The sequence below is a fragment of the Paraburkholderia sp. NPDC080076 genome, assembly GCF_050281145.1.
Classification (GTDB): Bacteria; Pseudomonadota; Gammaproteobacteria; order Burkholderiales; family Burkholderiaceae; genus Paraburkholderia.
The window spans coordinates 260,541-282,910 of the sequence record NZ_JBNNWQ010000002.1 but is presented as its reverse complement, the minus strand read 5'-3'; the positions used below and the strand labels follow the sequence as shown (position 1 = coordinate 282,910).

Genomic DNA, 22,370 nt, shown 5'->3' with positions numbered 1-22,370 from the left:
GCTTCGCTCCCAAGAAGATTTCCAGCATTGCGCGCCACGCGCACCGTCAGCCGACGCGTCATCGATGAGCGCGCCGGGTTGACCTACCGAGTCGTCCGAACATGAACGCACCTCAAGTTTTCGATCCGCACGGGGCCGCCGCGGTGGCCACCGATCCCGAAGCGCGTCTGCGCGAAATTCCCTACAACTACACGTCGTTTTCCGATCGCGAAATCGTCATCCGTCTGCTCGGCGACGAAGCCTGGGCCGTGCTTGCCGAATTGCGTGCGGAACGCCGCACCGGCCGCTCGGCACGCATGCTGTACGAAGTGCTCGGCGACATCTGGGTAGTGCGCCGCAATCCTTACCTGCAAGACGACCTGCTCGACAATCCGAAGCGCCGCGCGATGCTGATCGAAGCGCTGCATCACCGTTTGAGCGAGATCGAAAAGCGCCGCCGCGCCGATCTGACCGAACACGGCGATGAAGCGGGCATCGACCGCGCCGCTCGCGTGGAAACGCTGGTGCAGGCCGCGCGCCGCGCCGTCGACGAATTCGCCAGCGAATTCCAGAAGACCTACGATCTGCGCAAGCGTGCGACCAAGGTTCTGGGCAAGGTCACGGAAAAGGACAACATCAAGTTCGACGGCCTATCGCGCGTCTCGCACGTGACCGACGCGACCGACTGGCGCGTCGAATACCCGTTCGTCGTGCTCACGCCGGATACCGAAGCCGAGATCGCCGGCATGATCAAGGCGTGTTTCGAACTCGGTCTGACCGTGATTCCACGCGGAGGCGGCACGGGCTACACGGGCGGCGCGGTGCCGCTCACGCCGTTCTCGGCCGTCATCAACACTGAAAAGCTCGAACAACTCGGCGCGGTCGAAATGACCGAATTGCCGGGCGTCGACCGTAAAGTCGCGACAATTTTCTCCGGCGCGGGCGTGGTTACGCGCCGCGTGACCGAAGCGGCCGAGCAGGCCGGCTTCGTGTTCGCCGTCGATCCGACCTCGCTGGATGCGTCCTGCGTGGGCGGCAACGTCGCGATGAACGCGGGCGGCAAGAAGGCGGTGTTGTGGGGCACGGCGCTCGACAATCTCGCCTGGTGGCGCATGGTCGACCCGGAAGGGAACTGGCTCGAAGTCACGCGCCTCGAGCACAACATGGGCAAGATTCACGACATCGAAGTCGCGCGTTTCGAGCTCAAATGGTTCGACGGCAACTACGCGCCGGGCGAAAAACTGCTGCGCACGGAAGCGCTCGACATCAAGGGTCGCGTGTTCCGTAAGGAAGGTCTCGGCAAGGACGTCACGGACAAGTTCCTCGCCGGTCTGCCGGGCGTGCAGAAGGAAGGCTGCGACGGGCTCATCACCTCCGCGCGCTGGGTGCTGCACAAGATGCCGGCGCACACGCGCACCGTCTGCCTCGAATTCTTCGGCCAGGCACGCGACGCGATTCCGAGCATCGTCGAAATCAAGGACTATCTGTTCGAAACGTCGAAGCAGGGCGGCGCGATTCTCGCCGGCCTCGAGCATCTGGACGAGCGCTATTTGCGCGCGGTCGGCTACGCGACCAAGAGCAAGCGCAACGCGTTTCCGAAGATGGTGCTGATCGGCGACATCGTGGGCAACGACGCGGACGCGGTCGCGCAAGCCACCTCGGAAGTCGTGCGCATGGCCAACGGCAAGAGCGGCGAAGGTTTCGTCGCGGTCAACGCCGAGGCGCGCAAGCGTTTCTGGCTCGACCGCAGCCGCACGGCCGCGATCGCCAAGCACACCAACGCGTTCAAGATCAACGAAGACGTGGTGATCCCGCTCGATCGCATGGGCGAGTACACGGACGGTATCGAGCGCATCAACATCGAGTTGTCGATCAAGAACAAGCTGCAATTGGTCGACGCGCTCGAAGCGTTCTTCCAGGCCGGCAAGCTGCCGCTCGGCAAGAGCGACGACGCCAACGAAATTCCGAGCGCCGAACTGCTCGAAGACCGCGTGCAGCAGGCGCTCGATCTGCTCAAGCGCGTGCGCACGCGCTGGGAATTCCTGCGCGACAAGCTCGACCTGTCGCTGCGTGAGGCGCAGCACTATCTGGTCGGTCTCGGCTACGAAGCGCTGGCGGAGAAGTTCGCCGACCGCGCGGATGCGCAGCCCGACGCCACCGTGTTCCATGTCACGCAGGACCGTACGATCCGCGTGTCGTGGAAGCAGGAGATCCGTGCCGAACTGCGGCAGATCTTCAACGGCGGCGAGTTCAAGCCGATCCTCGACGAAGCCCAGGCGATCCACAAGCAGGTGCTGCGCGGCCGCGTGTTCGTCGCACTGCACATGCACGCGGGCGACGGCAACGTCCACACGAACCTGCCGGTCAACTCCGACAACTACGAGATGCTGCAGGACGCCCACACGGCAGTCGCACGCATCATGAAGCTGGCGCGTTCGCTCGACGGCGTGATCTCCGGCGAGCACGGCATCGGCATCACCAAGCTCGAATTCCTCACCGACGAGGAGATCAGCGAATTCCGCGCCTACAAGCAGCGCGTCGATCCGCATGGCCGCTTCAATGCGGGCAAGCTGCTCGAAGGCGCCGACCTGCGCAACGCCTACACGCCGAGCTTCGGCCTGATGGGCTATGAATCGCTGATCATGCAGCAGTCCGATATCGGCGCGATTTCCGAGTCGATCAAGGACTGCTTGCGCTGCGGCAAGTGCAAGCCGGTGTGCGCGACCCACGTGCCGCGCGCGAACCTGCTGTACAGCCCGCGCAACAAGATTCTCGCCACTTCGCTGCTGGTTGAGGCGTTCCTGTACGAAGAGCAGACCCGCCGCGGCGTGTCGATCAAGCACTGGGACGAGTTCAACGACGTCGCCGATCACTGCACTGTCTGTCACAAATGCGTGACGCCGTGTCCGGTGAAGATCGACTTCGGCGACGTGACCATGAACATGCGCAACCTGCTGCGCAAGATGGGCAAGAAGAAGTTCAACGCGGGCAACGCGGCCGGCATGTTTTTCCTCAACGCGACCAACCCGCAGACCATCAACCTCGCGCGCACCGCGATGATGGGCATCGGCTACAAGGCGCAGCGCCTCGGCAACGACGTGCTGAAGAAGTTCGCGAAGAAGCAGACGGCGCACCCGCCGGCAACCGTCGGCAAGCCGCCGGTCACGCAGCAGGTGATCCATTTCATGAACAAGAAGATGCCGGGCAACCTGCCGAAGAAGACCGCGCGCGCGTTGCTCGACATCGAGGACAACAAGATCGTCCCGATCATCCGCAATCCGAAGACGACCACCGCCGACACGGAAGCGGTGTTCTACTTCCCGGGCTGCGGCTCGGAGCGGCTGTTCTCGCAGGTCGGTCTCGCCACCCAGGCCATGCTGTGGGAAGCGGGCGTGCAAACGGTGCTGCCGCCGGGTTACCTGTGCTGCGGCTATCCGCAACGCGGTTCGGGCCAGTACGACAAGGCCGAGCAGATCGTCACGGACAACCGCGTGCTGTTCCACCGCGTCGCCAATACGCTGAACTACCTCGACATCAAGACGGTGGTGGTGTCGTGCGGCACGTGCTACGACCAGCTCGCCGGGTACGAATTCGAGAAGATCTTCCCGGGTTGCCGGATCATCGACATTCACGAGTTTCTGCTGGAGAAAGGCATGAAGCTCGACGGCGTGAACGGCGTGCGCTACATGTACCACGACCCGTGCCACACGCCGATCAAGACGATGGACCCGGTCAAGCTCGTCAATCAGCTGATGGGCTCGGAGAAGGACGGCTACCAGATCGAGAAGAACGATCGCTGCTGTGGCGAATCCGGCACACTCGCAGTCACGCGTCCGGATATTTCGACGCAGGTCCGCTTCCGCAAGGAAGAGGAGATCCGCAAGGGCGCGGCGAAGCTGCGCGGCATTCCGCTCGTTGCTGAAGCGGGCGCGAACGGGATCAATCCGGCCAATGCATCGGCCGGCTCGGCGGGTGCGCCGAACGGCTCCGTGCTCAAGGCCGGCGACGGCCCGCAGCCGAAGGGCGCCACCGACGTGAAGATCCTCACGAGCTGCCCGTCTTGCCTGCAAGGTCTGTCGCGTTACAACGAAGATGCGGGCATCGAGGCGGATTACATCGTCGTCGAGATGGCACGTCACGTGCTCGGTGAAGACTGGATGGTCGACTACGTGCAGCGTGCGAACAATGGCGGAATCGAGCGCGTGCTGGTTTAATGGCACGACCGACGATTTTTGCCTGAGGACGACGATGGATTGCGTTTTTTGCCGTGAAGATGGCGGCGATGTGCTGTGGCACGACGACACCTTGCGTGTCGTCCTCACCGACGAACACGATTACCCGGGCTTTTGCCGGGTCATCTGGAACGAGCATGTGGCCGAGTTTTCCGACCTCGACGGAAACGACCGCGATCGCGTGATGAAGGCCGTGTATGCGGTCGAGCGCGCGATCCGGCGCATCCTGCAGCCGGTCAAGGTCAACCTGGCGAGCCTCGGCAACCAGGTTCCCCACGTGCACTGGCACGTGATTCCGCGTTTTTCGAACGACGCCCATTTTCCGCTGCCCATCTGGGCGCCGCGCCAGCGCACGGTGTCCGAAGCCATGCTGTCGTCGCGCCGCGCGCAAGCCACCTTGCTGCGCGAAGCGGTGCGGCAGGAAATCGAACAGGCGCTGGGTTGAGCGACCGCGCACCTATCGTGTCGTGCGTTTGCGGCCGAGGGAGCAGGGAAACTTGAGACGGCGTTTTCTATGAGGTCAATATGAGTGGACTGACTCCCGATACTCCGGTGCCGACCGGCGTGGTCGTGCATTCCAAATCGCGTGTGCTCGAATTGCAGTACGCAAACGGCGAATCGTATCGCCTGCCGTTCGAACTGCTGCGCGTGTATTCGCCGTCGGCGGAAGTGATGGGCCACGGGCCCGGCCAGGAAACCCTGCAGACCGGCAAGCGCGACGTGACGATCACGATGATCGAGGGCGTCGGCAACTATGCCCTGCAGCCGACTTTCTCCGACGGACACGCCACCGGCATCTATTCGTGGGACCTGCTGTACGACATGGCCGTGCGCCAGGATGAACTCTGGCGCGACTATCTCGCCAAACTTCAGGCGGCCGGCGTCGACCGCGATACGCCTATGGTTCAAGCCGGCGCTGCGCACGGGCACTGTCACTGATACGATTCGCCCCGATCGCCGCACTGATGCGGCGCAACATTCAGAATACGCGAAAGGACAAGCGCGATGAGCAAAACCCACTTCGGCTTTCAATCGGTCGACGAACAGGACAAGGCGCAGAAGGTGGCGGGCGTGTTCCACTCGGTTGCCGCCAACTACGACTTGATGAACGACCTGATGTCGGGCGGGTTGCACCGGGCGTGGAAGATGTTCACGATCGCCCAGGCCAACGTGCGGCCGGGCTACAAGGTGCTCGATATCGCGGGCGGCACGGGCGATCTGTCGAAGGCCTTCGCGAAGCAGGCGGGCGAAACCGGCGAAGTCTGGCATACCGACATCAATGAATCGATGCTGCGCGTGGGGCGCGACCGCTTGCTGGACAAGGGCGTGATCACGCCGGCGCTGCTTTGCGACGCAGAGAAAATCCCCTTTCCGGACAATTACTTCGATGTGGTCACGGTGGCATTCGGCCTGCGCAACATGACGCACAAGGACGTCGCGCTGGCGGAAATGCGGCGCGTGCTGAAACCGGCGGGGCGTCTGCTGGTGCTGGAATTTTCGAAGGTATGGGATCCGCTCAAAAAGGTCTACGACGTCTATTCTTTTAAGGTGTTGCCGTGGTTGGGCGAACGCTTTGCGAAAGATGCCGAGAGCTACCAGTACCTCGCGGAATCGATCCGGATGCATCCGGACCAGGAAACTTTGAAAACAATGATGGAACAAGCAGGCCTGGACGGCGTCAAATATTACAATTTGTCAGCTGGCGTGGTAGCTTTACATGTGGGGACCAAATACTAGGGTTCCTAACCCATCGATTTTTAAAGGAAAGTACGAAAATGTCCGATTCAGGTGTGTTATCTCCCCGTAAGGTTGGGCGGTCGCTGGTGAGAAGAATCGGACTGATCGCGATGGTCGGCCTGATCATGGCCGGCTCCCTCGCTTCGCTCGATGCGGAAGCTCGCCGCATGGGCGGTGGCCGTAGCATCGGCCGTCAGTCGAATAGCGTGACGCAGCAGTCCGCGCCGTCGCAACCTTCCCAAGGCAATCAGGCCATGCAGCAGCGTGCGCAGCCGGCACCGGCGCCCGCGCCGACACCCGCCGCGCAACCTAACCGTTCGCGCTGGCTCGGGCCGATCGCCGGTTTGGCGGCCGGTCTCGGCATCGCCGCGTTGCTGTCGCACTTTGGCCTGGGCGGCGCGTTCGCCGGCGCCATGGCCAATATCATCGTGATTGCGATTATCGCGATGATCGGTATCTGGCTGATCCGCCGCTTCATGGGCCGCAAGCGCGACTCGGCGCAGCCGGCGTACGCGGGCAGTTCGCCGTCGCTCAACTCGGGCGGTACGGGCTACTCGCAGGAACCCCGGTATAACGCGCCGCCCACCGGCTCGTATCTCGAACCGCAAGGCAATCCGCTGAGCACGCCGACCATCAACGCCGTGCCTGTGGTGCCGGCCGGCTTCGACTCGGAAGCGTTCCTGCGTAATGCCAAGGTCTACTTCGTGCGTCTGCAAGCCGCATGGGACGTCGGCAACATGGACGACATCCGCGAATTCACCACGCCGGAAATGTTCGCCGAGGTGAAGGTCGATCTGTCGTCGCGCGGTGCGCAGACGAATCAGACGGACGTGGTGCAACTGAATGCCGAGTTGCTCGGCGTGGAAGAGCGCGCGAACGAATACTTCGCCAGCGTCCGCTTCTCGGGCCTGATTCGCGAAGCGCCGGGCGCGGCGGCCGAGCCGTTCGTCGAAGTCTGGAACCTGTCCAAGGCGAACCGTGCCGGCGAAGGCTGGCTGCTGGCCGGCATCCAGCAGGTCACGCAGCACTGAAACAGGCGGTGCGATAGAGGCCGCGCGACGGATCAGCGCGTTCTTGAATCGCACCTGGCGTTGGCCGTTCGGCATAGCAAGCCGCAAAGCGAACGGACGTTACAATAGGAACCCGCGCGGGCACCTCGCTCGCGCGGGTTTTTTCTTGCCACTTTCAATGACCCTCGCCGCCAAGCCCTTCGCTGCTGCTGTCAATCATCTGCTCGCCCGCGAATCGTGGGCTCGTGAGCGCCTCGCCCCCTACGCGGGCAAGACCGCGAGACTGTCATGTCCGCCGGTCGTGTTGATGCTGCTGGTGCAACCGGACGGCTATCTGAGCGCGGTTGCCGCCACCGAGGCGCAACAGTTCGACGTGACCATCTCGGTGCCCTCCGACGCGTTGCCCGCTTTCGTGCAAGGCGGCCAGGCGGCGGTGATGAAGCACGTGAAGATCGAAGGCGACGCCGAATTTGCCACCGTGATCGCCAAGCTCGCCGAACATCTGCGCTGGGAGCCGGAAGAAGATCTGGCCAAGCTTATCGGCGACGGCCCGGCGTGGCGGGTGGCGTCGGTCGTGCGCACGGTCGGCGAACATGTGCAGCGCACCGGGCGCAATCTGCTCGACACCGCCGCCGAGTATCTGCTCGACGAGAATCCGCAACTGGTGCGCCGCGCCGCGCTCGAGGATTTCAACGTTGAACTGGCCCGCGCGCGCGACGCACTGGCGCGCGTGGAAAAACGCCTTGAGCGTCTTGAACAGAAGGTCGAAGCCCGCGGCGCCGATGCGCCGGGCGGCGCCGCCACGTCGCGCGGCACGCGCTAGTCACCGGGCACAACTATGCGTTTTCTGCGTTTCCTCAAGATTTTTTTCACGGTCATCCGCTTCGGTCTCGATGAGATGATGCTCAGCCGCATCAACGACCGGCGCGTGCGTCTGCTGCTGCGTATCACCACCATCGGGCGCAAGTTCGATGCGCCGCCGGGCGTGCGTTTGCGGCTCGCGCTGGAAAGCCTCGGGCCGATCTTCGTCAAGTTCGGGCAGGTGTTGTCCACGCGGCGCGATCTGTTGCCGGTGGATATCGCCAACGAGTTGGCGAAGCTCCAGGATCAGGTGCCGCCGTTCGATTCGGCGGTGGCGATCGGGCTGGTCGAGAAGTCGCTCGGCGCGCCGGTCGACGTGCTGTTCGACGACTTCGAGCGAGTGCCGGTGGCGAGCGCCTCGATCGCGCAGGTGCACTTCGCCACGGTGAAAGCGGGCCAGCACGCCGGCAAGGCCGTCGCCGTGAAGGTGCTGCGCCCGAACATGCTGCCGGTGATCGATTCCGACCTCGCCTTGCTGCGCGACATCGCCGTATGGGCCGAGCGTCTGTGGGCCGACGGCAAGCGCCTGAAGCCGCGTGAGGTGGTGGCCGAATTCGACAAATATCTGCACGACGAACTCGACCTGATGCGCGAGGCGGCCAACGGCAGCCAGTTGCGGCGCAACTTTGCCGGGCTCGACCTGCTGCTGGTGCCGGAGATGTATTGGGAGTTTTGCACGCCCACGGTGCTGGTCATGGAGCGTATGGTCGGCGTGCCGATCAGCCAAGTGGAAACGCTGCGCGCGGCCGGCGTCGATATTCCGAAGCTGGCGCGCGAAGGCGTCGAGATTTTCTTCACCCAGGTGTTCCGCGACGGCTTTTTCCACGCCGACATGCACCCGGGCAACATTCAGGTGAGTCTCGATCCGGCCCACTTCGGCCGCTATATCGCGCTCGATTTCGGCATCATCGGCGCGCTGTCGGACTTCGATAAGAACTACCTCGCGCAGAACTTCCTCGCGTTCTTCAAGCGCGACTACCATCGCGTCGCCACGCTGCATCTGGAGTCGGGCTGGGTGCCGCCGACTACCCGCGTCGAAGAACTCGAGAGCGCGATCCGTGCCGTGTGCGAGCCGTACTTCGACCGCGCGCTGAAAGACATTTCGCTCGGCCAGGTTCTAATGCGCCTGTTCTCGACCTCGCGCCGCTTCAACGTCGAAATCCAGCCGCAACTGGTGCTGCTGCAAAAAACCATGCTGAACGTGGAAGGCCTCGGCCGCTCGCTCGATCCCGAACTGGATCTGTGGAAGACGGCCAAGCCTTATCTCGAACGCTGGATGAACGAACAGATCGGCGTGCGCGGCTGGTACGAGCGCCTGAAGATCGAGGCGCCGCAGTGGAGCAAGACGCTGCCGCAGTTGCCGCGCCTGATTCATCACGTGCTGGCCGAGCGCCACGACAACAAGCGCGGCACGAACGACGACATGATTCGCCAGATTCTGCTCGAGCAGAAACGCACCAACCGGCTGTTGCAAAGCCTGCTGCTGTTCGGCGTGGCGGTCGGTGTCGGCGCGGTGCTGGCGCGGGCGTTTCTGGTGCTCGCTTACGGCGGTTGATTGCAATCCCTGCGAGGTAACCAATGAGCGACCCGACCCAACCCTCCGCGCCCGACTTCGAGAACCGCGACCCCAACTCGCCCGAGTTCTGGAACGAGCGTTTCGAGCGCGGGTTCATGCCGTGGGATCAGGCGGGCGTGCCGTCCGCGTTTCAGTCGTTTGCCGCTCGCCACAGCGGCGCGGCCGTGTTGATTCCAGGTTGCGGCAGTGCGTACGAAGCGGTCTGGCTGGCCGGGCAGGGCAATCCAGTCCGCGCGATCGACTTTTCACCGGCCGCCGTCGCGGCGGCGCATGAGCAGTTGGGCGCGCAGCACGCGCAACTGGTGGAACAGGCGGATTTCTTCACGTATGAGCCGCCTTTCACGCCGGCCTGGATTTACGAGCGCGCATTCTTCTGCGCGCTGCCGCTCGCGCGCCGCGCCGACTATGCACGACGGATGGCCGAGCTGCTGCCCGACGGCGCGTTGCTCGCGGGCCTCTTTTTCATCGGCGCGACGCCGAAAGGGCCGCCGTTCGGCATCGAGCGCGCGGATCTCGACGCGCTGCTCACGCCGTATTTCGAGCTGATTGAAGACGAAGCGGTGCATGATTCGATTGCCATTTTCGCGGGACGTGAGCGCTGGCTAACTTGGCGCCGCCGCGCCTGACGATGCGGCTGCGGCGCTCCACGGCAACGCGCGCCGTACTTGATTCGGCCGCGGCCGCCCCCACTTAAGCGAGCGGCGGCTGCGTCGAGCGCTTGTCCCCAAAATCCGGGGGAGGGGAATCGTTTGCGGCTATAATTCAAGGCTTTGCAAGCGTTTACTAGATTTCAGTAGGGAAAAAGATCATGCCGATCTACGCTTATCGTTGCGAATCGTGCGGCTTCGGGAAGGACGTGCTTCAGAAGATCAGCGACCCCCAGTTGACGCAGTGTCCCGAGTGCGGGAAAGACACATATCGCAAGCAGGTCACGGCTGCCGGCTTCCAGTTGAAGGGCTCCGGCTGGTACGTGACCGATTTTCGCGGCGGTAATGGCGGCAAGAGCGCGCCTGCCAAGCCCGACGCCAACGGCGCCTCGAATGGCGCTTCGGGCGAGAACGCGGGCGCCAATAGCGGCGCCGCGCAATCCGACGCGGCGCCGGCCAGCAGCACGGCTGCAACGCCGTCCGCGCCTGCTGCCGCACCGGCCGCTTCGGCGAGTTCGAGCGATTCCGGCAGCGCCTAGCAGGACTGCCGCCCTTCGGGGCGGCGCACACGCCGCACGTTGGGCTTCGGCCCGCGCGGCTTTCTGGCGGTACACATGACGACGAAAAAAACGACGCTCAAATCGGTGTTCCTGACTGGCCTGCTGGTGCTGGTGCCTTTGGCCATCACACTGTGGGTGCTCGGTCTGATCATCGGCACGATGGACCAGACGCTGTTGCTGTTGCCGCGCGCGTGGCAGCCGGAGCGCCTGTTCGGCTTTCGCCTGCCCGGCCTCGGCGCAGTGCTCACGCTCGCCTTCATCTTTGTCGTTGGACTGTTGACGCAGAACTTCATTGGGCAGAAGCTCGTGAAGTGGTGGGAAGTCGTGGTCGCTCACATTCCGGTGGTCGGCCCGATCTACACCAGCGTCAAGCAGGTGTCCGATACCCTGCTGTCGAGCAGCGGCAACGCGTTTCGCAAGGCGCTCCTGATCGAGTACCCGCGCCGCGGCTCCTATACGATTGCGTTTCTGACCGGCATTCCGGGCGGCGACGTCATCAACCACCTGAAAGAAGATCACGTCAGCGTGTATGTGCCGACTACGCCGAATCCAACTTCCGGCTTCTTCCTGATGGTGCCCAAGAGCGAAGTGATCGAACTCGACATGACGGTCGACGCCGCGCTCAAGTACATCGTCTCGATGGGCGTCGTGGCGCCGTCCGCGCCGCCGGCGCCGGTGCGCCGCACGACAGTCGAGCCTCCGCTGTAACGCGGCACGTAGCGTTTTAATGCCACGCGCCGTTCAACCAATGCAAAACGAAAGACAAACATCATGTCGATGAGATCTCAATACTGCGGTCTGGTGACCGAAGAACTGCTGGGCCAATCCGTCTCGCTGTGCGGCTGGGTGAGTCGCCGCCGCGACCATGGCGGCGTCATCTTCATCGACCTGCGCGATCGCGAAGGCCTCGTTCAGGTCGTCTGCGACCCGGACCGCGCGGAGATGTTCAAGGCGGCCGAAGGCGTGCGCAACGAGTTCTGCCTGCAGATCAAGGGCGTGGTTCGTGCCCGTCCGGAAGGCACCACGAACGCGGCGCTCAAGAGCGGCAAGATCGAAGTGCTGTGCCACGAGCTGATCGTGCTGAACCCGTCCATCACGCCGCCGTTCCAGCTCGACGACGACAACCTGTCGGAAACCACGCGTCTCACGCACCGCGTGCTGGACCTGCGCCGTCCGCAGATGCAGCACAACCTGCGTCTGCGTTACCGCGTCGCGATCGAGGCGCGCAAGTACCTCGACTCGCTGGGCTTCATCGACATCGAAACGCCGATGCTGACCAAGAGCACGCCGGAAGGCGCGCGCGACTACCTCGTGCCGTCGCGCACGAACCCGGGCCAGTTCTTCGCGCTGCCGCAGTCGCCGCAGTTGTTCAAGCAACTGCTGATGGTGGCGAACTTCGATCGCTACTATCAGATCGTCAAGTGTTTCCGCGACGAAGACCTGCGCGCCGACCGTCAGCCGGAATTCACGCAGATCGACTGCGAAACCTCGTTCCTGTCGGAACAGGAAATTCGCGATCTGTTCGAAGACATGATCCGTCATGTGTTCAAAGAAACGATCGGCGTCGCGCTCGACGAGAAATTCCCGGTCATGCTGTATTCGGAAGCCATGCGCCGCTTCGGTTCGGACAAGCCGGACCTGCGCGTGAAGCTCGAATTCACGGACCTCACGGATGCGGTCCGCGACGTCGACTTCAAGGTGTTCAGCACGCCGGCCAACACGAAAGACGGCCGTGTCGCGGCAATTCGCGTGCCGAAGGGCGGCGAGCTCTCGCGTGGCGACATCGACAGCTATACGGAATTCGTGCGCATCTACGGCGCGAAGGGCCTCGCGTGGATCAAGGTCAACGAAGTGGCGAAGGGCCGTGACGGTCTGCAAAGCCCGATCGTCAAGAACCTGCACGACGAAGCGGTCAAGGCGATCATCGAGCGCACCGGCGCGCAAGACGGCGACATCATCTTCTTCGCGGCGGATCGCGCGAAGGTGGTGAACGACAGTCTCGGCGCACTGCGTCTGAAGATCGGCCATTCGGAATTCGGCAAGGCCAATGGTCTCGTCGAGTCCGGCTGGAAGCCGCTGTGGGTGGTCGACTTCCCGATGTTCGAATACGACGAGGAAGACAACCGCTACGTCGCCGCGCATCACCCGTTCACTAGCCCGAAGGACGAGCACCTCGAGTATCTGGAAACGGATCCGGCGCGCTGCCTTGCGAAGGCCTACGACATGGTGCTGAACGGCTGGGAAATCGGCGGCGGCTCGGTGCGTATTCACCGTGAAGAAGTGCAGAGCAAGGTGTTCCGCGCGCTGAAGATCAACGCGGAAGAAGCGCAAGCCAAGTTCGGCTTCCTGCTCGACGCGCTGCAATACGGCGCGCCGCCGCACGGCGGTATCGCGTTCGGTCTGGACCGCATCGTCACGATGATGGCCGGCGCCGATTCGATCCGCGACGTGATCGCGTTCCCGAAGACGCAACGCGCACAGTGTCTGCTCACGCAGGCACCGAGCGAAGTGGACGAGCGCCAGTTGCGCGAGTTGCACATCCGTCTGCGTCAGCCGGAACCGAAGGTGTAACGCCCTGAAGCCAGTCAGTGCTGTCTGAAAAACGACAGCGGAAGCAATCGAAAAAGGCGCGTCATGCGCCTTTTTCGTTTTTTGCGTTACAGTCGATGCAACTGCGTTCGACCGTTTCCTGGACCAATCTCCGACATGTACCGCGCAAGCGTTGCGCCCAGTTTTCACGCCATGCCGAAACCGCCGAAGATTCCGCAATCCGTACTCGTCATCATCCATACGCCCGCGCTCGACGTGCTGCTGATCGAGCGCGCCGATCACGCCGGTTTCTGGCAGTCGGTCACGGGCTCCAAAGACCGGCTCGATGAGCCGCTCGCCGAGACGGCGACGCGCGAGGTCGGCGAAGAGACCGGCATCGTGGTGGGCAGCGCGCAAGTGCCGCATAGCGCGTTGTTCGATTGGCAATATTCGATCGAATACGAGATCTACCCGGAGTTCCGCTATCGCTATGCCGAAGGCGTGATCCACAACACCGAGCACTGGTTCAGCCTGCAAGTGCCGGAGCAACTCGAGGTCACGCTGGCGCCGCGCGAGCACACCGCATTTCTGTGGCTGCCGTATGACGAGGCGGCGTCGCGCTGCTTTTCGTCGTCGAATGCCGATGCGATCCTGCAGTTGCCTAAAAGGCTGCATGAGCGGTTCAGTGGGCGTGCTGACGTTGGGCATCCCACGGAGCGTGGCCGGTGAGCGTCGGCGGCGCGCGCCGCTTCGCCCGACTGCGGCAATCGCTGCTCGGCCGCCGCTATTGGCAGCGTTACCGCTTCACCAGCGGCAACGACGTCAAGCTGCTGCGTTCCGGCGATGAGTTCTTCAGTGCGCTGATCGCGCGTGTGGATGCCGCGCAGAGCGACGTGGTGCTCGAAACGTATATCTTCTGCTACGACAACGCCGGGCAGGCGGTCAGCGCCGCGTTGCTGCGCGCCGCCGCGCGCGGCGTCAAGGTGCGCGTGATCACCGACGGCATCGGCACCGAGCGTTTGCCGATGTTCAACGAGTGGCCCGTCGCCGGCATCGACCATCGCATCTACAACCCGCACCTGTTCGGCCGCTTCGGCTTCTCGCGCACGCATCGCAAACTGGCGGTGATCGACGATCAGTTCGCGTACTGCGGCGGGATCAATATCGTCGACGATTACGAGAACAATGGCGAGAAGCTGCCGTACCGGCGCTGGGACTTCGCGGTCGAATTGCACGGGCCGGTGGTCGCCGATATCCGCCAGGCGTTCGAGGTGCAGTGGCGGCGGATTCGACTTGGGCATCGGCCGATCGAGTCCATGGAGCCGGACCTCGGGCCGAAGACCACGGCCTCGCTCGGCAGCCTGCGGCGCAGGCGCCGGCGTCGCAACGAAGAATTGTGGGCGGGCGGCCAACCTTGTGTAGCGTTCGTCGCGCGCGACAACCTGATCAACCGGCGCGCTATCGAGAAAGCGTATCTGGCGGCGATCGGCCAGGCGCGCAACGAAGTGCTGCTCGCCAATCCGTATTTCATGCCGGGGCGCAAGCTGCGGCGCGCGCTGGTGTTCGCGGCGCGACGCGGTGTGGTGGTGAAGCTCATCATCGGACGCAAGGAATTCAAGGCGCTCGATTACGCGGTGCCGTTTCTCTATCGCGCGTTGCTCAAGGCCGGCGTGCAGATCGCCGAGTACGAGAAAACGCTGCTGCACGGCAAGGTCGCGGTGGTGGATTCGAACTGGGCGACGGTCGGCTCGTCGAACCTCGACGCGCTGAGCCTGATGCTCAACAACGAAGCCAATGTGGTGCTGGTGAACGACCCGTCGATCGACGCGTTGCGTGAAGCGATCCTCGTCGCCTTCAAGGACTCGCGCCGTATCGACGAAGCGCGCTACGACGCCCGGCCGGCCGGTGAGCGCGCGCTCAACTGGCTCGCCTACACGACCTACCGGGCCGTGATGAAGTTGCTGACGGTGGGTGGCTACGACTGACTCGCGGCAATGCGTTTGCGACCAACGCCTAGTAGGCACGAAGCGGCTCGAGCGCAATGCTTGGGCCGCTTTGCTTTGCATCGAAGGACGGCGGGCCGCAGTGATCGCCGTCGATACGTCGGCAGCCCATCTTGCCGCGGCGATGGGTAAAGCCCCGGTCTAGCTGCTCAACCGTTTCGCGGGAAGCTGGCGCTGGCTGTATGGCGGGGACGACAGCCCGTGGTATCCCGGATTGCGTCTTTTCACCCGGATGCGGCGTGGTGACTGGAACGACGTGCTGACGCGGGCTGCCGCGGCGCCTACGCAAACTTTCCCAGCGCACGACAACGCGTCCTGACGCGATCTTCTTTCATTCTCCATGTTCCGATCGAGCAAGCCTGACACGGCGGCAACGCCACGTCAGGCCTGCGTCTAACGAAACTATCGACGGCATTCCACCCGGCAATCCCGGCACCGCGTCGTCCTTCCAATACCCGCGATACGTCAAACGCTTCTGCATTCGCACCGACTTGCTGCATCATGTCGGCCGGCTGCGTTAATCAGAAGAAAGCGTGCACTTAGGCGGGCAACCCTGTCTCAAGGCAAACTTCAGGCAAACGCCTCTAAAAAATCTCATTCCTCTGATTGACGGATGCCGCAGAATTGAAACCAGGTTAGAAACCGGTTTCTAATAAAGTCCTTGTTTCGCGGACGGCGGCACTCAATAATAGTACGGCCGTTCGATTTTTCTTTCGGTCACATTAGAACGGTAAAAAGCTATGCGAAAAGGCGAACAGACGCGAGCCGCAATTCTCGACGCAGCACTTGACCTGGCAAGCCGCGACGGACTGGAAGGTCTGACGATCGGGCTGCTGGCTGAGCGCATGCAGATGAGCAAAAGCGGGGTGTTCGCGCATTTCGGGTCGCGCGAGGACTTGCAGGTCGAAGTCGTGCGCGAATATCACCGTCGTTTCGAAGACGAGGTGTTTTTCCCGAGTTTGCGCGAGCCTCGTGGATTGCCGCGCTTGCGCGCGATGATTTCCCGCTGGATCGAGAAGCGCATTCAGGAAGTCACCACCGGTTGCATCTACATCAGCGGCGCCGTCGAGTACGACGACCGCGCGGATAACCCGGTGCGTGAGCAACTGGTGTCGAGCGTGACGGTCTGGCGTGCGGCGCTCACGCGCGCGATTTCGCAGGCAATGGAAGAAGGGCATCTGCGTGCCGACACCGATCCGCAACTGATGCTGTTCGAACTGTACAGCTTCACGCTCGGTCTGCATCACGACGCGCGCTTCCTGCACTTGCCGGATGCGGTGCGTCTCACGTGGGCCGCGCTGGAAAAATTGATTGTTTCGTATCAAAGCGAAAGCCGTTAGCAGCGCCGCCGCCAATCAGGCGGATTCAGCGGCGCAGAAAGCTCCGATCCACGGACTCGGCTAACGGCCTGGCTTCTTGTCAAACTTGGGAGAGAGTCATGGGACAGTACGCCGCGCCGCTGCGCGACATGCAATTCGTGTTGCACGAACTGCTTAACGTCGAAGCCGAAATCAAGCAGATGCCGAAGCACGCGGATCTCGATGCCGACACCATCAATGCGGTGCTCGAGGAAGCCGGCAAGTTCTGCTCGGAAGTACTGTTCCCGCTCAACCACAGCGGCGATCAGGAAGGCTGCACGTACGCCGGCGACGGCGTCGTGACCACGCCGAAGGGCTTCAAGGAAGCCTACAAACAATACGTCGAAGCCGGCTGGCCCGCACTGGGTTGCGATCCGGCATATGGCGGCCAGGGCCTGCCCGCGTTCGTCAACAACGCGCTGTATGAAATGCTGAACTCGGCGAATCAGGCGTGGACCATGTACCCGGGCCTCTCGCACGGCGCGTACGAATGTCTGCACGCGCACGGCACGCCGGAGCTGCAACAGCGCTATTTGCCGAAGCTGGTCGCGGGCGTCTGGACCGGCACGATGTGTCTGACCGAGCCGCATTGCGGCACCGACCTCGGCATTCTGCGCACCAAGGCCGAGCCGAACAGCGACGGCTCCTACGCGATCAGCGGCACGAAGATCTTCATCTCCAGCGGCGAACACGATCTCGCGGAGAACATCGTTCACCTGGTGCTCGCGCGTCTGCCGGATGCGCCCAAGGGCACCAAGGGCATTTCGCTTTTCATCGTGCCGAAGTTCGTGCCCAACGATGCGGGCGAACCGGGTGAGCGCAACGGCGTGAAGTGCGGCTCCATCGAACACAAGATGGGCATTCACGGCAACGCCACCTGCGTGATCAATCTCGACAACGCCAAGGGCTGGCTCGTCGGCGAGCCGAACAAGGGCTTGAACGCGATGTTCGTGATGATGAACGCCGCGCGCCTGGGCGTCGGCATGCAGAGCCTCGGCCTGACCGAAATCGGTTACCAGAACTCGCTGACGTACGCGAAAGAGCGTCTGCAAATGCGTTCGCTGACCGGCCCGAAGGCGCCCGAAAAGGCGGCCGACCCGATCATCGTGCACCCGGACGTGCGCCGCATGCTGCTCACGCAGAAGGCCTACGCCGAAGCCGCGCGCGCCTTCTCGTACTGGTCCGCGCTGCATATCGACAAGGAACTGTCGCACGCTGACGAATCGGTGCGCAAGGAAGCCGCCGACCTCGTCGCGCTGCTGACGCCGATCCTGAAGGCGTTCCTGTCGGACAACGCGTTCGAGAGCACCAATCACGCCATGCAGATCTACGGCGGCCACGGCTTTATCGCCGAGTGGGGCATGGAGCAGTACGTGCGCGACGCGCGCATCAACATGATCTACGAAGGCACCAACGCGATCCAGGCGCTCGACCTGCTCGGCCGCAAGATCCTCGGCGACATGGGCGCGAAGATGAAGAAGTTCGGCAAGCTGGTGTCGGATTTCGTCGAAGCGGAAGGCGTGAAGCCGGAGATGCAGGAGTTCATCAACCCGCTCGCCGACATCGGCGAAAAGGTGCAGAAGCTGACGATGGAAATCGGCATGAAGGCCATGCAGAACCCGGACGAAGTGGGCGCCGCCGCCGTGCCGTATCTGCGCACCGTCGGCCATCTGGTGTTCTCGTATTTCTGGGCCCGCATGGCACGCGTCGCGCTCGACAAGGAAGCCTCGGGCGATCCGTTCTACAAGGCGAAGCTCGCCACGGCTCGCTTCTACTTCGCCAAGCTGCTGCCGGAAACGGCGATGACGATCCGTCAGGCACGCGCCGGCTCGAAGTCGATGATGGACCTCGAAGAAGCGCTGTTCTAAGCCGCTGCTTTCAAGCGCCAGGCAAACACATCAAGGCAGGCGTCGCGCGTGTCCAACCCGCGGCGCCTGCCGTCAGCCACACATCGCGAAGTCCCATGAAGCTTCGCAACATCGCATAACTCCCCGGAGGAACGACGTGAGCAATCTGATCATTCGCAAGGTAGCCGTGCTCGGCGCCGGCGTGATGGGCGCGCAGATCGCCGCGCACCTGATCAACGCCAAGGTGCCCGTGCTGCTGTTCGATCTGCCTGCAAAAGAAGGCCCGAAGAACGCGATCGCGCTGAAGGCGATCGAGAATCTGAAGAAGTTGTCGCCGGCGCCCTTCGGCGTGAAGGACGACGCGCAATACATCCAGCCCGCGAACTACGACGACGACATCGAAAAGCTCGCCGAATGCGACCTCGTGATCGAAGCGATCGCCGAACGCATGGACTGGAAGCACGACCTGTACAAGAAGGTCGCGCCGCATCTCGCGCCGAACGCGATTTTCGCGACCAACACGTCGGGTCTGTCGATCACCGCGCTCTCCGATGGCTTCTCGGATGAACTGAAGGCGCGCTTCTGCGGCGTGCACTTCTTCAATCCGCCGCGCTACATGCACCTGGTCGAACTGATCCCGACCGCGACCACGCGCCCGGAAATCCTCGATCAACTCGAGTCGTTCCTGACCAGCGTGGTCGGCAAGGGCGTCGTGCGCGCGAAAGACACGCCGAACTTCATCGCCAATCGCGTCGGGATTTTCTCGATCCTCGCCGTCGTGACCGAAGCCGCCAAATTCGGCCTGCGTTTCGACGAAGTGGACGACCTGACGGGAGCGCGTCTGGGCCGCGCGAAGTCGGCCACGTTCCGTACCGCCGACGTGGTCGGTCTGGACACGATGGCGCACGTCATCAAGACGATGCAGGACACGCTGAAGGACGACCCGTTCTTCCCGGTCTACGAAACGCCGGCCGTGCTGGCCGAACTCGTGAAGAAGGGCGCGCTGGGTCAGAAGACCGGCGGCGGCTTCTACAAGAAGGAAGGCAAGGCGATCAAGGTGCTCGATCCGAAGACGGGCGAGTACGTCGACGGCGGCGCCAAGGCGGACGAACTGGTCGGCCGCATTCTGAAGCGCCCGCCGGCGGAACGTCTGAAGCTGCTGCGCGAATCGCAGCATCCGCAGGCTCAGTTCCTGTGGGCGATTTTCCGCGACGTGTATCACTACATCGGCGTGCATCTGGAATCGATCGCCGACAACGCGCGCGACGTCGATCTGGCGATCCGTTGGGGCTTTGGCTGGAACGAAGGTCCCTTCGAAGGCTGGCAGACGGCCGGCTGGAAGCAGGTCGCCGAATGGGTGCAGGAAGATATCGCGGCCGGCAAGGCGCTCTCGAACGTGCCGCTGCCGTCGTGGGTGCTGGAAGGTCCAGTGGCCGAGCAGGGCGGCGTGCATACGAACGAAGGTTCGTGGTCGCCGGCTTCGAAGACCTTCGTGCCGCGCTCGTCGCTGTCGGTCTACGACAAGCAGGTGTTCCGTGCACCGCTGGTCGGCGAAACCGCTGATCCGAAGACCTACGGCAAGACGTTGTTCGAAACCGACGCTGTGCGCGCCTGGGTCGACGATCGCGCCGGCGAGAACGACGTGCTGATCGTGTCGTTCAAGAGCAAGATGAACACGATCGGACCGTCGGTGATCGACGGTCTGACGCAGGCGATCGAACTGGCCGAAAAAGACTACAAGGGTCTGGTGGTGTGGCAGCCGACGTCGCTGAAACTCGGCACGCCGGGCGGCCCGTTCTCGGCGGGCGCCAACCTCGAAGAAGCGATGCCGGCGTTCATGATGGGCGGCGCGAAGGGCATCGAGCCGTTCGTGAAGAAATTCCAGCAAGGCATGCTGCGCGTGAAGTACGCGAGCGTGCCGGTCATCTCGGCCGTGTCGGGCATCGCGCTCGGTGGCGGCTGCGAGCTGGCGCTGCATAGCGCGAAGCGGGTCGCGCACATCGAAAGCTATCTCGGTCTGGTGGAAGTCGGCGTGGGTCTCGTGCCCGCGGGCGGCGGCCTGAAGGAAGCGGCATTGCGCGCGGCGGAAGCCGCGACGCAAGTGGGCGCGACCAACGACCTGCTCAAGTTCGTGCAGAAGTCGTTCGAAAACGCGGCGATGGCGAAGGTCTCGGCCTCCGCGCTCGACGCCCGCGCGATGGGCTACCTGAAGCCGTCCGACACGATCGTCTTCAACGTGTTCGAGCTGCTCGACGTCGCGAAGAAGGAAGCGCGCGCGTTGTCGGCGTCGGGTTATCGTCCGCCGCTGCGTGTGACGCAGGTGCCGGTGGCCGGCCGTTCGGCGATCGCGACCATCAAGGCGTCGCTCGTCAATATGCGTGATGGCCGGTTCATCAGCGAGCACGATTTCCTGATCGCGAGCCGCATCGCGGAAGCGGTGTGCGGCGGTGACGTGGAGGCGGGCAGTCTGGTCGATGAAGAATGGCTGCTGCAACTCGAGCGTCGTGCGTTCGTCGATCTGCTCGGCACGCAAAAGACACAGGAACGGATCATGGGCATGCTGCAAACCGGCAAGCCGGTGCGTAACTAAGCGACCAACGCGATAAGACTGTATGGGACCAGAGTAAGCGCTAAAGCGCTAACTCTGGTCGACCGCGATGAGACTGCATGGGACCAGAGTAAGCGCTAAAGCGCTAACTCTGGTCGACCGCGATAAGACTGCATGGGACCAGAGTAAGCGCTAAAGCGCTAACTCTGGTCGACAAAGGAGCTTCAAATGGCAAAGCAATTGCAAGACGCATACATCGTCGCCGCGAGCCGTACGCCGATCGGCAAGGCGCCGCGCGGGATGTTCAAGAACACGCGCCCGGACGAACTGCTGGTGCACGCGATCAAGTCAGCCGTGGCGCAAGTGCCCGGCCTCGACACGAAGGTGATCGAAGACGCGATCATCGGCTGTGCGATTCCGGAAGCGGAACAAGGGCTGAACGTCGCGCGCATGGGCGCGCTGCTGGCCGGTCTGCCGAATAGCGTCGGCGGCGTGACGGTGAACCGCTTCTGCGCATCGGGCCTGACCGCGCTCGCCATGGCCGCCGACCGCATCCGCGTCGGCGAGTCGGACGCAATGATCGCGGGCGGCTGCGAATCGATGAGCATGGTGCCGATGATGGGCAACAAGCCGTCCATGTCGCCGCATATCTTCGATCACAATGAAGACATTGGCATTGCCTACGGCATGGGCCTGACAGCGGAGAAAGTCGCCGAGCGCTGGAAGATCAGCCGGGAGGCGCAAGACGCGTTCTCGGTCGAATCGCACCGCCGTGCGATCGCCGCGCAGCAAGCCGGCGAGTTCAACGACGAAATCGCCGCCTACACGATCACCGAGCGCTTCCCGGATCTCGCCACCGGCGAAGTCCGCGTGAAGACCCGCGAAGTGTCGCTCGACGAAGGTCCGCGCGCGGAAACCTCGCTCGAAGGTCTGGCCAAGCTGCGCGCGGTGTTCGCCAACAAGGGTTCGGTGACGGCGGGCAACAGCTCGCAGACGTCGGACGGCGCGGGCGCGTTGATCGTGGTGTCGGAAAAAATGCTAAAGGAATTCAACCTGACGCCGCTCGCGCGTTTCGTCAGCTTCGCCGTGCGCGGCGTGCCGCCGGAAATTATGGGCATCGGTCCGAAGGAAGCGATTCCGGCCGCACTGAAGGCCGCCGGCCTGAAGATCGACGACCTGGACTGGATCGAGCTGAACGAGGCATTCGCCGCGCAATCGCTGGCGGTGATTCAGGACCTCGGTCTCGATCCGGCGAAAATCAACCCGCTCGGCGGCGCGATCGCCCTCGGCCATCCGCTGGGTGCGACGGGCGCGATTCGTGCGTCGACCGTGGTGCATGGCTTGCGCCGCCGTAACTACAAGTACGGCATGGTGACCATGTGCGTCGGCACGGGCATGGGCGCGGCGGGCATCATCGAGCGCCTGTAAGCATGTCCACCCCGGCGTTCACTCCGGTGGTCGCTTCGGTTCCAGAGGGAAGCCC

17 protein-coding genes and 1 pseudogene are annotated in these 22,370 nt (G+C 63.2%); all 18 read left to right on the top strand.

What is annotated here, in order from left to right:
* Positions 1-101 precede the first annotated feature (101 nt).
* Complete coding sequence (locus ACQKRQ_RS08625; RefSeq protein WP_427476385.1) at positions 102-4,193, top strand: DUF3683 domain-containing protein; 4,092 nt, start codon at positions 102-104, stop codon at positions 4,191-4,193.
* Positions 4,194-4,227: 34 nt separating this feature from the next.
* Complete coding sequence (locus tag ACQKRQ_RS08620; RefSeq protein ID WP_427476383.1) at positions 4,228-4,656, top strand: HIT family protein; 429 nt, start codon at positions 4,228-4,230, stop codon at positions 4,654-4,656.
* An 80-nt stretch (positions 4,657-4,736) separates the two neighbouring features.
* Positions 4,737-5,150 (top strand): gamma-butyrobetaine hydroxylase-like domain-containing protein, encoded by a 414-nt coding sequence (locus tag ACQKRQ_RS08615; protein WP_132376073.1) that lies wholly within the window; start codon positions 4,737-4,739, stop codon positions 5,148-5,150.
* A 66-nt stretch (positions 5,151-5,216) separates the two neighbouring features.
* Positions 5,217-5,948, top strand: coding sequence for a bifunctional demethylmenaquinone methyltransferase/2-methoxy-6-polyprenyl-1,4-benzoquinol methylase UbiE (ubiE, locus tag ACQKRQ_RS08610; protein WP_064265554.1), 732 nt, complete (start codon positions 5,217-5,219; stop codon positions 5,946-5,948).
* Between the two features lie 38 nt (positions 5,949-5,986).
* Positions 5,987-6,979 carry a Tim44 domain-containing protein gene (locus tag ACQKRQ_RS08605; protein ID WP_427476381.1) on the top strand — a complete coding sequence of 331 codons (993 nt, stop codon included), beginning with the start codon at positions 5,987-5,989 and terminating at the stop codon, positions 6,977-6,979.
* A 157-nt stretch (positions 6,980-7,136) separates the two neighbouring features.
* On the top strand, positions 7,137-7,781 hold the full coding sequence (locus ACQKRQ_RS08600) for a ubiquinone biosynthesis accessory factor UbiJ (protein WP_132376071.1): 645 nt from the start codon (positions 7,137-7,139) through the stop codon (positions 7,779-7,781).
* Between the two features lie 15 nt (positions 7,782-7,796).
* The gene (ubiB, locus tag ACQKRQ_RS08595) at positions 7,797-9,374 is read left to right on the top strand and encodes a ubiquinone biosynthesis regulatory protein kinase UbiB (RefSeq protein WP_408178314.1); all 1,578 of its coding nucleotides are present in this window, start codon (positions 7,797-7,799) and stop codon (positions 9,372-9,374) included.
* Positions 9,375-9,397: 23 nt separating this feature from the next.
* Positions 9,398-10,021 carry a thiopurine S-methyltransferase gene (locus ACQKRQ_RS08590; protein WP_427476378.1) on the top strand — a complete coding sequence of 208 codons (624 nt, stop codon included), beginning with the start codon at positions 9,398-9,400 and terminating at the stop codon, positions 10,019-10,021.
* Between the two features lie 182 nt (positions 10,022-10,203).
* Entirely contained in the window at positions 10,204-10,581 is a 378-nt protein-coding gene (locus ACQKRQ_RS08585) for an FmdB family zinc ribbon protein (RefSeq protein WP_427476376.1), read from the top strand.
* A 75-nt stretch (positions 10,582-10,656) separates the two neighbouring features.
* Positions 10,657-11,310 carry a DUF502 domain-containing protein gene (locus tag ACQKRQ_RS08580; RefSeq protein WP_012431717.1) on the top strand — a complete coding sequence of 218 codons (654 nt, stop codon included), beginning with the start codon at positions 10,657-10,659 and terminating at the stop codon, positions 11,308-11,310.
* Between the two features lie 63 nt (positions 11,311-11,373).
* Positions 11,374-13,173, top strand: a complete 1,800-nt coding sequence (gene aspS, locus ACQKRQ_RS08575) for an aspartate--tRNA ligase (RefSeq protein ID WP_132376067.1) — start codon at positions 11,374-11,376, stop codon at positions 13,171-13,173.
* A 171-nt stretch (positions 13,174-13,344) separates the two neighbouring features.
* Positions 13,345-13,860, top strand: a complete 516-nt coding sequence (gene nudB, locus ACQKRQ_RS08570) for a dihydroneopterin triphosphate diphosphatase (RefSeq protein WP_427477151.1) — start codon at positions 13,345-13,347, stop codon at positions 13,858-13,860.
* Entirely contained in the window at positions 13,857-15,116 is a 1,260-nt protein-coding gene (gene clsB, locus ACQKRQ_RS08565; protein WP_427476374.1) for a cardiolipin synthase ClsB, read from the top strand. Before nudB ends, clsB begins: the two co-directional genes overlap by 4 nt.
* A gap of 100 nt (positions 15,117-15,216) precedes the next feature.
* Positions 15,217-15,453 (top strand): annotated as a pseudogene (locus tag ACQKRQ_RS08560) (tetratricopeptide repeat protein); the annotation flags it as partial.
* Between the two features lie 421 nt (positions 15,454-15,874).
* Positions 15,875-16,474 carry a TetR/AcrR family transcriptional regulator gene (locus tag ACQKRQ_RS08555; RefSeq protein ID WP_106282004.1) on the top strand — a complete coding sequence of 200 codons (600 nt, stop codon included), beginning with the start codon at positions 15,875-15,877 and terminating at the stop codon, positions 16,472-16,474.
* A 98-nt stretch (positions 16,475-16,572) separates the two neighbouring features.
* Positions 16,573-18,360 (top strand): acyl-CoA dehydrogenase C-terminal domain-containing protein, encoded by a 1,788-nt coding sequence (locus ACQKRQ_RS08550; RefSeq protein ID WP_408178318.1) that lies wholly within the window; start codon positions 16,573-16,575, stop codon positions 18,358-18,360.
* A 136-nt stretch (positions 18,361-18,496) separates the two neighbouring features.
* Positions 18,497-20,929 (top strand): 3-hydroxyacyl-CoA dehydrogenase/enoyl-CoA hydratase family protein, encoded by a 2,433-nt coding sequence (locus ACQKRQ_RS08545; RefSeq protein WP_132376064.1) that lies wholly within the window; start codon positions 18,497-18,499, stop codon positions 20,927-20,929.
* Positions 20,930-21,115: 186 nt separating this feature from the next.
* Positions 21,116-22,315: an acetyl-CoA C-acyltransferase gene (locus ACQKRQ_RS08540; protein ID WP_427476372.1), complete on the top strand. Its 1,200-nt coding sequence runs from the start codon at positions 21,116-21,118 to the stop codon at positions 22,313-22,315.
* Positions 22,316-22,370: the final 55 nt, after the last annotated feature.